General features: G+C 64.3%; 14 protein-coding genes. 5 read left to right on the plus strand and 9 right to left on the minus strand.

Going from position 1 to position 12,612, the window contains the following annotated elements; genetic code table 11:
- Positions 1-37 precede the first annotated feature (37 nt).
- From ACSVDM_RS04560 to ACSVDM_RS04595, 8 genes are all read right to left on the minus strand, one after another.
- Entirely contained in the window at positions 38-1,669 is a 1,632-nt protein-coding gene (locus ACSVDM_RS04560) for a hypothetical protein (RefSeq protein WP_439263042.1), read from the minus strand.
- Complete coding sequence (locus tag ACSVDM_RS04565; protein WP_439263044.1) at positions 1,666-1,983, minus strand: hypothetical protein; 318 nt, start codon at positions 1,981-1,983, stop codon at positions 1,666-1,668. The genes ACSVDM_RS04560 and ACSVDM_RS04565 overlap by 4 nt, the downstream gene beginning before the upstream one ends.
- A 55-nt stretch (positions 1,984-2,038) precedes the next feature.
- A complete protein-coding gene (locus ACSVDM_RS04570) occupies positions 2,039-2,818 on the minus strand; it encodes an ESX secretion-associated protein EspG (RefSeq protein ID WP_439263046.1) in 780 nt (259 codons plus the stop codon).
- Entirely contained in the window at positions 2,815-3,990 is a 1,176-nt protein-coding gene (locus ACSVDM_RS04575) for a WXG100 family type VII secretion target (RefSeq protein ID WP_439263048.1), read from the minus strand. Before ACSVDM_RS04575 ends, ACSVDM_RS04570 begins: the two co-directional genes overlap by 4 nt.
- Complete coding sequence (locus ACSVDM_RS04580) at positions 3,987-4,493, minus strand: hypothetical protein (RefSeq protein WP_439263050.1); 507 nt, start codon at positions 4,491-4,493, stop codon at positions 3,987-3,989. Before ACSVDM_RS04580 ends, ACSVDM_RS04575 begins: the two co-directional genes overlap by 4 nt.
- Before the next feature lie 36 nt (positions 4,494-4,529).
- On the minus strand, positions 4,530-5,072 hold the full coding sequence (locus tag ACSVDM_RS04585) for a DUF3558 domain-containing protein (RefSeq protein ID WP_439263052.1): 543 nt from the start codon (positions 5,070-5,072) through the stop codon (positions 4,530-4,532).
- Positions 5,073-5,366: 294 nt separating this feature from the next.
- A complete protein-coding gene (locus ACSVDM_RS04590; protein ID WP_439263054.1) occupies positions 5,367-5,636 on the minus strand; it encodes a hypothetical protein in 270 nt (89 codons plus the stop codon).
- A 9-nt stretch (positions 5,637-5,645) separates the two neighbouring features.
- Complete coding sequence (locus ACSVDM_RS04595; RefSeq protein WP_439263056.1) at positions 5,646-6,032, minus strand: hypothetical protein; 387 nt, start codon at positions 6,030-6,032, stop codon at positions 5,646-5,648.
- A 141-nt stretch (positions 6,033-6,173) separates the two neighbouring features.
- Here ACSVDM_RS04595 and ACSVDM_RS04600 point away from each other — a divergent pair, with 141 nt between their 5' ends.
- The 4 genes from ACSVDM_RS04600 to ACSVDM_RS04615 are packed head-to-tail and all read left to right on the plus strand — an operon-like array spanning position 6,174 to position 9,136.
- Positions 6,174-6,512 (plus strand): WXG100 family type VII secretion target, encoded by a 339-nt coding sequence (locus tag ACSVDM_RS04600; RefSeq protein ID WP_225281979.1) that lies wholly within the window; start codon positions 6,174-6,176, stop codon positions 6,510-6,512.
- Positions 6,512-6,814, plus strand: a complete 303-nt coding sequence (locus ACSVDM_RS04605) for a WXG100 family type VII secretion target (RefSeq protein WP_439263058.1) — start codon at positions 6,512-6,514, stop codon at positions 6,812-6,814. Before ACSVDM_RS04600 ends, ACSVDM_RS04605 begins: the two co-directional genes overlap by 1 nt.
- Before the next feature lie 2 nt (positions 6,815-6,816).
- Positions 6,817-8,124, plus strand: coding sequence for a putative toxin (locus ACSVDM_RS04610; protein ID WP_439263060.1), 1,308 nt, complete (start codon positions 6,817-6,819; stop codon positions 8,122-8,124).
- Complete coding sequence (locus tag ACSVDM_RS04615) at positions 8,105-9,136, plus strand: HEAT repeat domain-containing protein (RefSeq protein WP_439263062.1); 1,032 nt, start codon at positions 8,105-8,107, stop codon at positions 9,134-9,136. Before ACSVDM_RS04610 ends, ACSVDM_RS04615 begins: the two co-directional genes overlap by 20 nt.
- 706 nt (positions 9,137-9,842) lie before the next feature.
- Here ACSVDM_RS04615 and ACSVDM_RS04620 read toward each other — a convergent pair.
- A complete protein-coding gene (locus ACSVDM_RS04620) occupies positions 9,843-10,697 on the minus strand; it encodes a dienelactone hydrolase family protein (protein ID WP_439263064.1) in 855 nt (284 codons plus the stop codon).
- A 36-nt stretch (positions 10,698-10,733) separates the two neighbouring features.
- Between ACSVDM_RS04620 and glmS the strand changes: the two genes are divergently transcribed.
- A complete protein-coding gene (gene glmS / locus ACSVDM_RS04625) occupies positions 10,734-12,611 on the plus strand; it encodes a glutamine--fructose-6-phosphate transaminase (isomerizing) (protein WP_439263066.1) in 1,878 nt (625 codons plus the stop codon).
- The last annotated feature ends 1 nt before the right edge of the window (position 12,612 follow it).

The raw sequence follows: 12,612 nt of genomic DNA on the forward strand, positions 1-12,612 counted from the left end.
AGGTGTTCGGCGACAAGGTCTTCGATGGGGGAGTTACTCACAGGGGACCTGCCTCTGCCAGTTGCGCACCGGACTCTCCGGGCCCTGGCTGGCCGGTACCGGGAGTGGTGGCGTGGTGTTCGTTGTCGGGTTCGTCGGTGGCGGTCCATGCGGGGGCGCCGCTGTAGCTGCCAGGGTTGTTCTCGGCTTCCTGGCCGCGGGCATTCAGTGAGCCGGTGGGATTCGGTGTTGCGCCGGATAGTGTTCCGGCATCTTCGGGTGCGGCGGGGGCCTGGCTGCTGGACGAGGAAGGCTCGCCGGTGCCGACTGCGCCGGACGAGGTGTTGTCGGTGACGACCGGGACACCGTTCTCGTTGAGAGTAAGGCCGTATTCGTGTGCCGTGCCGGTGGAGTCGGTCGTAGTGAGCTTGAGCTGTCCGTCTTCACCGGTCGCCAAGCTGAGTGTCGTTCCGGCGATACTGAATTCGGTAGTGCTGTTCCCGCTGAACAACGAGCTCAGCTGTTCGATTCCGGTGGTGATCGAAGTGCCGAGCGAACTGAGTCCCGTGCCGATCGATTGGGCGATCGATTCGGCCGAATCCGTCGATCCCGAGGTCAGGCTCGACAACTCGCCGGCCACGGAGCTCAATGTGGACAGCCCACTCGAGACCGTCGACAGCAAGTTGCTCAGATCTGTGGACGAGTCGTCGTCTTTGTCGTCGTCGGGATCGTCGGTTGTTGTCGTATTCTTCAATCCGGCGGTGTCGGTCTTCGTATCGTCGTCGGTATTCGTGTTGGGTTTTCCCCCGGTCGATGCGTTATCGTCCGAGGTATCGTCCCCGTTGGGCTTGCCAGTATTGGGCACTGCGTTCTCGGGAGTTGCCGGTGCGGGGGAATCCGTGGGCATCGGATACGCGAGCGCCTCGACGTTGCCGAGTGCGGTGGTGGCTTGCTTGAAAGCCTCGCTGATGACGGAGGAGGTTTCTTTGCAGACTTCCTCGAAATGGAGGACAGTTGCTTCGACCTGCGGGACGAATACGTTGCGCAGGAAGTCCATCTGATATTGGACATCATCTGCAGTGTCGACACAGTTCTTGATTGTCTGGAGCAGGAACTCTTCGCTGCGGCCTTCCATCTTGAAGTCCGCAGTGCCTGCGGGCCGGTAATAACCTTTGACGTCCGTAGCTTTCTCCGTCACAATAGTACGAAGCGCGGTTGCGAGCTCGCTCAGCTCACGAGAGGCGATCTGAGCGTTGTTGTAGTCCGCTTCGGCGCGTCGAACCTGCTCGTTGATCATATTGAAGGCGGCATCACCCGCGTCGCCTTGCCAGATGTTCTGTACATTGTTGCGCTGGGTCTGTTGCTTCTGTAATTCAGTGGCGAGTTTGGGAAGGGTGGATGCGAGCAGCGTAGCCATTCGCTCGATGGCTTCGATGTCCATATCGCGTTCTTTGTCATACAACGCATAGAAGTGAGTGAGTTCGCGTGCTGCGATATCGGCTCTGCCCAAGTTGTATTTTTCGAGGCACTTCCGATACAGCGGGAGGTAGTTCTCGAAATACTCGAGGCCGTCGTCGCCGTCATCGAGAATCTTGTCGGCATTCCCGGCAGATTTCGAGACATTGTGTTCCCAGTCCGAGTTGATCTTTCCTTCGGTGACAACGCCCGCTTCGTTCGCTGACCAGGTCATCCGAGATTCACCCCTTGTGCTTTGAACTTGGTGACGTTGGCATCGTCGACGGCTGAGTAGGTGTTCGCACTAGTCGTATAAGTGCTGCCGGACTTGGCGATCGCGGTCTCCCAGTGCGTCAACCACGCGCCGATGTTCCCGATCTCGGCGCCGAACTTGGTGCCTTCGTCCCCGTAGCCGCGTCCAGCTTGCTTCGCGGTGAAGGACCACCCGCTGATTTCCTTGTTGAGTGTCTTGATCGTGCCTGCCGAAGTGGTGAGATGCCCCCCGAGTGTGCGCAGCAGATCCGGATCGACCTTTACATGACTCCCCATCAGGACCCTCCCTTGTTGTTCGTCGCCGTCCGGTGTCGGCTACCTCGTTGTCTTGTCAGGCCCACGGTGCTGGGGCAGCATGTTCGGCTTGTTCTCGTATGCGGGTGAGGGCGCGGTCGATCCAGTTCGTGAACAGCGTGTTCATGCCGTCGGCGCCGATCGGGCTCAGCTGCAGATGCTCGCGGTTGCGTTGCATCAGGTAGCGGCCGTCGTCCTTGAGGTCCAACCAGCGGGCGTTGAACCAGGGGTCCTGGCCGTCGGCGAACGGTTCGGCTCGCAGCCGGGCCCAAGCGGAACCGTGGCGAGGTCGGTGGATGAACCGGTCCAAGCGCTGGCGCGGCGTGGTGGTCCAGCTGTCCGAACGCGCATTGCGCGAGGTCAGGTCTTCGAGGTGGAAGATGTCGGCGGCGCTGCGGCCCGCCGGGCACTCGGGGACGATCCAGGACAGGCGGCCGGGTAGTTGTTCCGGCCTGAGGAGGCGGCAGCGGATGCGTTCGGCCACACCGTCGGTCGTCGCCGTTTGGGTGAGCAGCACCGCGTGGTGAGGGGTGCGGGCGCCGATGACGCGGTACTCCTTGGTTGTGCCCTTGGCGATCGCATTGGAATCGCCCAGGATCTCGACCCGCAGTTGGGCGTGGGTGAGGGTGTGGAAGGCGAGTTCGATGAGTTCGTGCTCATCGATGTCGTAGCGCGCACGAACGACCGCGTTGTGTTGGTCTACGTCCTCGAGCCAGGCGAAACGACTTGTGTAGCTGAGCGGGAAGGGGAATCTGTCGCGGCCGGGGCTGAACCACAGCGCGGCGAAATCATCGGGTTCCCAGGCCCATTCGGTCATTCGTCGACACCGATCACACCGCCCGGCAAGGTCTTGGGGAGTTCACCGAGCAGTTCCTCGGTGTTCTTGGCGTTCCTGAGCCATTCCGGAAGGTCGTGGGTGGACTCGTCGTCTTGTCCGCCGCGGGCGCCGGGTGCCCCCATGCCGCCCATCATGCCCGGCATACCTCGGCCCGCTCCGGCGCCGGTGCCCGCGGCGACAGCCGCGGCGCCACCCGCCGATGGGGTGCCTGGTGTCGCTCTCCCCGGGCCAGGAACCGACGGCGAACCGCCACCCGGCGTTCCCCCGCCACCGGGTGATCCGCCACCGGGTGATCCAGTGCCGGGCGATCCGGATCCGGGTGCACCCGTCCCGGCGGGCAAGGTAGAGGTCGGCGTGGTCGCCGGGGACTCCGGCGTGGTCGAAGCGGGCGTGGTGGAGTCGTCGGTGCCCGGGTCGCTGCTGGTGGAGTCGTCGGTGGAATTGCCGGGGGAGTCGTCGTCGGTGGTGCCGGGATCCGTGGTGGCGGGTTGATCGGTGGCCGGGTTTGTGGTCGCGGGAGCCGAGGTGCTCGGTGCGTCCGAACTCGGGCCGCTGCGGGACCCATCGCCGCCCGGATTGCTGCCCGGATCGAAGGAGTACAGCGGGCTCGTCGGGTTCACCGCCGCAGGAAAGACCGGGATCTTGCCGTCCGACTCGGTGAACCTGTCGACGTAGTTGAGCCGCATTACCTCCCGCGCTTGGTCGGTGGCCGCATCCCTGCTCTCCTTCGACCGGGGGCCGTCGGTGATCCAGTCCGCGAATCGTCCTGCCCACTCGTCGTCGTCACGGCGGTTGTAGGGTTCGTGGACTTGCTGTTTGGTCATCACGACCCCGTTCGCGGCGCGTGTCACCTCCGTGACGAGGGCATTCAGGGCGGGTGAAAGCTCGAGGGCGCGGGTGGTGTAGTTCGAGATCGCGGTGCGTGAGGCTTCCGCCGCGGCACCTTCCCACGCGGCCTGGCTGGAATGTTTGATGCGTGCGGCGAAATATTCGACCGCGTTGTTCCAGCCGTGCGCCAGCATCGTGTATTCCTGGGCGACCTGCTGCGCGGTGGTCGGATCAAGGGGGTTGAACGCTTGGAAGATGTCCGAGTGCTCGAAGTTGTCGGGGTTCTCTTTCCTGGTGATCTTGGGTCCTTCGGTACCCGTCATGACTGACCCACCTGGATGACCGTGGTGCCCGGCTCGATCTTGCCATTGAACGGTGCGCTGATCGGGCTGGCGGGCATGTCCGCGAGTTTGCTGTCGTAGGCGGCCGCGAATTCGGCGTCGGTCTCGCGGAACTTCTGGGCGATGGTGCGGTGCAGGATCTGGATGTCGTCCGCGATCTTGTAGTGCTGCTCCAGGATGTCGTAGACGTTGTTGTCGGAATCCCTGGCCGGGTCGACGATCTTGGCTTTGCCGCGGAATCGGCCGACCAGTGTCTGGGCGGATGTCAGGCGTTCCTTGTCTTCACCGAGGCCCCAGATCTCACGGTTGGATATCTGCAGTGCCGCATCCTGCAACTCTCGGATCTTGACCTTGAAGGCTTCGCAGTCGCGTTCGATGTAGGCGAACTCCTCGGCGTTGACAACGATGTTGTCACTGAATCCCACGGTCAACCCGCCGTTCTTCGCCTGTTCGATCAGCGAACCCAACGGTGATGTCCCGGTCATCGGATCTCCCTCCCTGTTGTCTTCGTTTCGGCGCCGCTACATGCCGTCGGTGATCGTCGGCGCCAACATCTCAGCCAAGGACGTCGCGATATCACAGGCGTTCCGGCCCCTGGATTTTCGCGCCGATGGCTGGTTGGAGATGCCGATCTCCATCCCGCCGCCGCGCATCTCGACGTTGATTGTGCAGTTCTCCGCCGGATTGCCCGCCGGCTGCCAATAGGTGACCGTCGACCGTCCGTCGATCGTTGCTTGTTCGCCGACGGCCCATTGGGAGCGGGGACTTTCCACGATCTTCTGTCCGGTGATCGTCGTCACCGTAATGTTGGCTGTGAATCCGTCGCTTTGGGTCCACGTGCAGCCCAGCCACTTCCGCGTGGTTCCCGGCGTGTTCCAGGTCTTGTCCTCGCGCCCCTTCTTCAACTGCTCCGCATCGATCACCGACTGCGGCAGGTTGCACCCATCGAACCCGGTCGGCAACGGCACATCGGTCGACGTCGGCGCGGCGGTCACCTCTTCGCCCGGCTCATCGGTTCCACAGGCCCCGACCAGCAGGGCGGTGACAACCAGCCCGGCGGACATGACGGATCGTCGGCTCATGAGTGCTTTCCCTCCTGTCGGCGCGACCGCGGACTCCCCGCCACGATCGGCCCGACTCTACCGGGCAGAATAGTCGGGTCGCATCTGTGGCGGAGCGAGTCCGCGACACCGATCATGCGAGTTCGAGACCCAGTGCCGACAGCCCGCGTCACCGATCCGGCGCCAAGGTGCCCTGACGGTGTTCGCGCTATCCCGAGCATCGAGTATTGCGCCGATGACAAGCTGTCATATCCAGTCCCTCGCAGCGATCTCGATGGCGGCCCCAGCCGGGCGGCTTCACTGAGGCTGTGCCGCAACGGCTTCCGGGATCCGCAGCCGGTGGGTCAGGGTGGCGAGGGCGGCAGCATCGGGGGACGCGGCCATAATGATGGTGCCGGGGAGGTAGGTGTTGCCCGGGCCGAGGCTGCCGCGACGATGGAGCATGAACTCATCGAGGGTGACGACGATGGTTGCGGCCGTGCCCAATTGGTTCCACCAACGACCACGCCAGCAAAGGCTCTGCACACGCGAAGCCGTCGTGGGGACGAACGACGCGTTCTGGCTCACGGCAGTCGGCTAGAGCCGCAACCCCCAGATTCGACGCTGCCCTTGCGCGGCGCTGATCCGTGTGAGGTCGAGTGCGATGCCGTCGGTGCTCGACGCGTAGGGCACAAGTAGTTCGATGGCGATCCCGCTGCAGTGCTCGATGTGGACCTCGATCGCGTCCTCGCCGCTGGCCGGGAGGTCGACATCCATCGCGACCGCGCACGCGCGCAATTCCCCGGCATCGCGATCGAAGGTCAGCGCATTGTGGATCGCGTTCTTCGACGTGCTGACACTGTCTGTCGTCCGAGCGGCCCGCTGACCGGCAACGTTGATGACGAATGCGAACGGCGAGAACGATCGGTGTTGACGCAGCTCTGATTGGGCGAACTCAACGCAATCGGCGAACAGGTCGTCCACGTCGTCTTGCACCTGCTGTGAGGCATTGTCGCGCCACCGCATCCAAGTCCGCTTCCCCGAGTCCGCTTTGCTCTACTACTGTGAGCTATGACGATACGCTCGGTCTCGCCCGGGCGTGATGCTGGGATAGGAAGTGCCCGCGTGGGGGACGAGTTATCGGTCGCGCCCGAGAAGGTTCGGGCCGCGGCCACGCGCTTGATGGGTTTGCACGCGACGCTGTCAGCGGCCGCTAGCGACATCGACAGCAAGAACACGAGTTTGTACGACAGCTGGACCGGCAGCGCCGCGAACTCGATGAAACAGATCTGGCAACGCGACTTCGGCGAGCTCAGAGCCTTTATCAACGAACTCACCGACATGTCAACGAAGCTGACTACGGTAGCCGATCAGATTGCGGCTTCCGATATCGCCAACAGCGACGCGATTACCCAGGCCCCACTACCAGGTGTCCAGCAACCGGGTGATGGGCAGGACACGTGATGGCGGCGTTCAGCTACAACCTCGATGATCTGGCGAACTTCTCGACCTCGCTCGATGCCTTCCTCCGCGCCGTGACCGACGAACTATCCGGTGCGAAGTCGGCCGTCGACGAGCTCCGCGCGGGTGGGTTCAGCGGAGCAGCGGCCGAAGCGTTCAACCAAGTCCACACCACCTGGCAGACCAACGGTGCCCGGCTCGTCGCGCAGCTAGGCGACTACCGGCTCAAGATCGACAACGCTCACCACAACTACACCCAGGCACGGCAGGTCAACGCCGAGATCCTCGGACGACCTGCGATCTGACCGTGGGCAATGTGGATCCTGCCGCGTATTACGTCGCGGCCACTCGGCTTGCCCAATCCAGTCGCGAGCTCGAAGCCTTCTTGCGAATCCTTGATGTCAGCCTTGATGTCGCGCGCTCGGCTGGCGTGCATGAGGCGGGAGTGCGCTGGTCAACCAGTTACGACCAGTCGGCCTCGGATGTATTCGAGCTGGGCTCGCTCACCGCCCTCGCTGCCGGGGAACTGGCCAAGCAGGTCCATCAGTCCGGTGCGAATTACGACACCAACGAATCTGCGACCGACCCCAATCAGTCAGGAGCCGACCAAACATCGGCCCCAAGCGTCACCACGATCGTTGATGCCCTACACCCCAAGCAGATTTCGGCTGGCGGGACCGGAGACAGGCCAGCGCATTGGGACAAGATCGCCGACCAAGTCACCAAGAAGTGGCCAGACTGCGACTTCGCTCGGATCAAAACCGCAGGCGAGAAGTTCCAGATCTTCGGCGAACACGCCGAAACCGACGCGATCAGCATGTTCAACGACGTCAAAGGGCACCTCTACGACCAAACCGAAGTCGAAGTCGAAGGCATCCTCGAGGAAGTCGCGCTCATCGCGACGGCGTACCGAGACACTGGCACCATCGCCAAAGCATTACGCGCGGCGTGCACCGAAGTCGGTGACAAGTCCGACACCGAACGCCAACAGGTCCAAGCGATTCTGAACAGCCTGGTCACCTCACTAGCGGCGCTGGACGTAGCACAAGCCGCTCCCGGACGAGAAGGCGGCGACGTCGGATACACCGCTGCCAAGAACGCGCTCATCCGCCAAGCCGCGACCGATTTCGACACGCTCATGGTCGAACTCGACACCTTCGTCGCAACGGCGATCAACTCGAACACCGGCATCTACACCACAGCGACAGCCTCCTCGCGACTGCTGACGGGGATCATCGAGCGGACACCGCGCAATACTGACCCGATCCACAACGGCGATACCAGAGATAGCGGTGCCACCGGGCAACAAGGCGAAGACCGGGCAGGGATACCACGGGGAAAGAAGGAAGAAGTTGTTGTCAACGGACGCGTCCGCGCCCCCGACCACATCGATCCCCAGCTCGGTCAGGTCACCGAGGTCAAGAACAAAAACAAGCTCGACAGTCGCGACACTGCGCAGATCACCGATATGGTCGACTACGCCAACAGCAAGGGCTACTCGCCGATCCTGGTCACCGATCACCGCACTCAACTCACGCCCGATGTTCAGAAGCTCGTCGATGAAGGCAAGATCACGTTGATCCGGAAGGAGCTCGATGACAACGCCGACCTCTGACACACCGAGCGAACACGATCTCGCCCACCTCATCGCCGAGCTCGACCGGTTCATCGACACCCTGGCTACAGGCATTGCCGAAGCCGGTCTGGAACCAGGTTCGGCGTTGTCAACCGTCGAGGGCTCGGCAGCGGACCTGGCGGACTGGCAGCGTCGCGGACAGCAGCAACTGGCCAACCTTCGTCAGTATCGAAAGCGGCTCGCCGCCTTCCACATCCACCAACTCGCTATCGCCAAGACCACCCCAACGGCGGCTGACCGCGGTGAGCGGCGCGCGACACCATCCACCGCTGCGTCCCCACCGGTCATCACCTACCCTGGCATGCCCCATGGTGAGGACTGGCTCACCAACCTACCGGCGTGGTTCCATGACGGACGCAACGGCTACGACCTGCGACTTGTCCGCGACCTCGCCGCCGTCGGAGTACGCGCCTACGGGCTCAGCGACCTCGCGAAGCTCCCTACCATCCCGCCCGCTATCCCAGTCTTCCTCGACTGGCTCGCCCACCTGGACGACAAGATCCCCGGGCCTGAGGAATGGGGACGGTTCAACACAGCCGAACATCACAAGGCGTGCATTCGCGCGGACCTCATCCGCAACCTCAACGACCCGGCCGCACACGGCAACCGCGCCGCCATAGACCTACTTGTCGACCAACTACGTCGACGCCCTCCGCTTGCCGAGGATGTCCGATACTGGGCCGGGTCGGGGCTGGCCACGGCCGCGGAATCGAGCGATTTCGACCTGGTCGCCACCGTGATCTCCGAACAACCGCCTGGTGATGTCGTTATCGCGGCGCTCATGCGTTTCATCGGCCGCCATCCGACACCGGCTGCGAAGGAGATCGCGTTGGCTCACCTTGAACATCCCCACACCCGAAATTTCGCGATCGAAGCGCTTGGCCAGATGAAGGCGCCCGGTGTGCGGGCGCTCATTCAGCCCTACCTAGTGGATTCCGACGCGTATACCCGCGACGAAGCCAAGAAAGCAATAGCGAGACTGCCCGAATAGGTCCGCACCAACGTCACGCCGCGTGCACCGATTCATTCCTGTCGCACCGGCGTTCGGACGTTGTGGGACAGGAGAACAGATGCGATCGACAACAGTGCTCGCGCTGCTCGTGATATCACCCGTCGCGCTCGGTGCCTGACGCTGCGCTCGTATTATTTCCTCGGTCGGATTCAATTCCGGGACGCTCCGTGTGAAATTTGAGAATGGCTGGACGTTGCTAGCTCGCAAGGATGACGCGACCGCCTCTGTCCGGTTCGGCGATGACCGTTTGTGGCGTCAAACGCCTTCCGGGAGTGTGCTGGATTAATTTTCGACAGCGCATTGTGTGCCCACTCCGTCGCGGTCGCAACTGTTCGCAACGGAAGAGGCGATGCGGAAAGGTAGGGCCACACCGGAGAAGGCGTCGTGCGTCGAAGCGTCCGTGGGCATCGGGGCCGATGAGTATCCGGAGACGGGCGGCATGGTAGGTCGATGACAGAGCGCTGCGACTGCTCACTTCGGCAGGGAGGCCTGGTCCCGGGTTCGGCGAACGATCTGGAGGCGGTGCGCGAGGCGGATCCTTCGGGGGAAGGAGATCGGCGTCCACGACGTGCTGACAGCCGCGACCGCGATGAGTTTCGGGGGCAGATACCTACCGCGAACGTGCGCCATTACGAGCGCATTCCCGGACTCGATGTGTGTGAAGTCCGGTTCCGCTGAACGGCTTTCAGCCCTTGATGAGCTTGGCGATCGTGCCGACGGACAGTTTCGGCGCTTCCACCTCCACCTCGGCGTGGGGGTCGATGACCGTGGTGTGGGGGATGGCGGCTTCGGGGTCGGCGAAGGGTTTGTATTTTTTGTCGCCGACGAGGGTGGTGAGGAGGTAGCCGGTGAGGAGGGCTCGGGTGGCCTTGTCGGTTTTGTATTCGTAGCGGCCTGCGCCGAGGGCGGCGAAGAGGCGGCGGCCTTCGATGATGCCGTTGTGGGTGGCGCCGTCGAGGCGGCGCAGGAGGCAGGGGCCCGACCAGGCGGTGGCGAGGGGGCGGGCGTTGGAGTTGATGGAGTCGAGGTCGTCGCCTGCCAGGATCAGGGCGGGGGTGTCGAGGTCGGTGGCGATGTTCTCCGCGGCGGGGGAAGTGGGCGCGGGGAAGAGGGCGGCGACGGTGGCGACGGGGCGCTGGGCGGCGGCGATCACGGCGGCACCCGCGCCCATGCCGTGGCCGGTCAGGGCGAGGCGGTCGGGGTGGACGCTGATGGTGCCGTCGCCGAGGCGGACCTTGCTCACGATGTCGAGGGTGGTGAGCAGATCGGTGGCGAGGTCGAGGTGTGACGGGATCGGTCCGCGTTCGGTGTCGGGGGCGGCGACCACGAAACCCCACGACGCGATGTGCTCGAGCAGGCCCTTGTAGTTCTCGGCGCTGGTCAGCCAGCTGTGCGCGAACGCGACGGCAGGCAGGTTCAGCCCGGACTCGGGGGTGTAGACGACGCCGGGCTGGCCGGCGATGCCGAGATTGCCACGCAGCACCCGGTGAGGACCGCGCATGGACAGGGTGCTCAGGAGCGATTTCACGGAGTCCGACACGGCGTGAAGACTAGCCGATCAGTAGGGTGGTGGACCATGTGCGGAATCGTTGGCTACGTCGGATACCGGGATGCGCTCGGCGTTGTCGTCGACGCGCTGCGTCGCATGGAGTACCGGGGCTACGACTCCGCGGGGGTGGCGATTCTCGACGGAAACGGGGGAATCGCGGTCGAACGCAAGGCGGGGCGGCTGGCGAATCTGGAAGCCGAACTCGACGTCGCCGACGGCGCGAAATTCGCCGGGACCAGCGGAATGGGCCACACCAGGTGGGCCACGCACGGCGCGCCGACCGACCGCAACGCCCACCCGCACCGTGACCCCTCCGGCAAGCTGGCCGTGGTCCACAACGGCATCATCGAGAACTTCGCACCGCTGCGGCGCGAACTCGAGGACGCCGGGATCGAGCTGCTCAGCGACACCGACACCGAGGTCGCGGTGCATCTGGTGGCGCGCGCGTACGCCGAGGGGCCGACCGCCGGTGACTTCACCGCGAGCGTGCTCGCCGTGCTTCGCCGCCTCGACGGCGCGTTCACGCTGGTGTTCACCCATGCCGATCATCCGGGCACGATCGTCGCGGCCCGGCAGTCGACGCCGCTGGTCGTCGGGGTCGGGCAGGGTGAGATGTTCATCGCCTCCGACGTCACCGCGTTCATCGAGCACACCCGCGAAGCCGTGGAGCTCGGCCAGAACCAGGCCGTCGTGATCACCGCCGACAGCTACACCGTCACCGACTTCGACGGCAATTCCGACGTGACGAGCAGGCCGTTCACCATCGACTGGGATCTGGCCGCCGCCGAGAAGGGCGGCCACGACTACTTCATGCTCAAGGAGATCGAGGAGCAGCCGACCGCTGTCGCCGACACCCTGATCGGGCATTTCGTCGTCGACGAGAACGGCGGGCGGATCGTGCTCGACGAGCAGCGCCTCGCCGACCAGGAACTGCGCGAATTCGACAAGGTGTTCGTGGTGGCGTGCGGCAGCTCCTACCACGCGGGTCTGCTGGCCAAGTACGCCATCGAGCACTGGACACGGGTGCCGGTGGAAGTGGAGCTGGCCAGCGAATTCCGTTACCGCGACCCGGTGCTCGACCGGTCGACGCTGGTGGTCGCGATCTCGCAGTCGGGGGAGACCGCCGACACGCTGGAGGCGGTGCGCCACGCCAAGGAGCAGAAGGCGCGCGTGCTCGCGATCTGCAACACCAACGGCGCGCAGATCCCGCGCGAGTCCGACGCGGTGATCTACACCCGCACCGGGCCGGAGATCGGCGTGGCCTCGACCAAGGCGTTCCTGGCGCAGGTGGCCGCCAACTATCTGGTCGGTCTTGCGCTGGCGCAGGCGCGCGGCACCAAGTACCCCGACGAGGTGGCCCGCGAGTTCGCCGAGCTCGAGTCGATGCCGAAGCTGATCGCGCGGGTGCTCGACACCGCGCCGCAGGTGCGTGCCATCGCCCGCGAGCTGGCGCACGTGCCGACGGTGCTGTTCCTCGGCCGCCATGTGGGTTACCCGGTGGCGCTCGAGGGTGCGCTCAAGCTCAAGGAACTGGCCTACATGCATGCCGAGGGTTTCGCGGCGGGCGAGCTCAAGCACGGACCGATCGCGCTGATCGAAGACGGTCTGCCGGTGATCGTGGTGATGCCGTCGCCGAAGGGTCGCGCGGTGCTGCATTCGAAGCTGCTCAGCAACATTCGCGAAATCCAGGCCCGCGGCGCGCGCACGATCGTGATCGCGGAGGAAGGCGACGACACGGTCCGCCCGTTCGCCGACGACCTCATCGAGATCCCGGTCGCCCCGACCCTGTTCCAGCCGTTGCTGTCGACGGTTCCGTTGCAGGTCTTCGCCGCCGAGGTGGCGCAGGCGCGCGGCTACGACGTCGACAAGCCGCGCAACCTGGCGAAGTCTGTCACCGTCGAATAGG

The sequence above is a fragment of the Nocardia sp. JW2 genome, assembly GCF_051843015.1.
In the GTDB taxonomy this organism is placed as follows: domain Bacteria; phylum Actinomycetota; class Actinomycetes; order Mycobacteriales; family Mycobacteriaceae; genus Nocardia; species Nocardia coubleae.

Coding starts and splice junctions, on each gene's coding strand:
- ACSVDM_RS04560 (WP_439263042.1), bottom strand. CDS start 1,669: ATGACCTGGTCAGCGAACGAAGCGGGCGTTGTCACCGAAGGAAAGATC.
- ACSVDM_RS04565 (WP_439263044.1), bottom strand. CDS start 1,983: ATGGGGAGTCATGTAAAGGTCGATCCGGATCTGCTGCGCACACTCGGG.
- ACSVDM_RS04570 (WP_439263046.1), bottom strand. CDS start 2,818: ATGACCGAATGGGCCTGGGAACCCGATGATTTCGCCGCGCTGTGGTTC.
- ACSVDM_RS04575 (WP_439263048.1), bottom strand. CDS start 3,990: ATGACGGGTACCGAAGGACCCAAGATCACCAGGAAAGAGAACCCCGAC.
- ACSVDM_RS04580 (WP_439263050.1), bottom strand. CDS start 4,493: ATGACCGGGACATCACCGTTGGGTTCGCTGATCGAACAGGCGAAGAAC.
- ACSVDM_RS04585 (WP_439263052.1), bottom strand. CDS start 5,072: ATGTCCGCCGGGCTGGTTGTCACCGCCCTGCTGGTCGGGGCCTGTGGA.
- ACSVDM_RS04605 (WP_439263058.1), top strand. CDS start 6,512: ATGGCGGCGTTCAGCTACAACCTCGATGATCTGGCGAACTTCTCGACC.
- ACSVDM_RS04615 (WP_439263062.1), top strand. CDS start 8,105: ATGACAACGCCGACCTCTGACACACCGAGCGAACACGATCTCGCCCAC.
- glmS (WP_439263066.1), top strand. CDS start 10,734: ATGTGCGGAATCGTTGGCTACGTCGGATACCGGGATGCGCTCGGCGTT.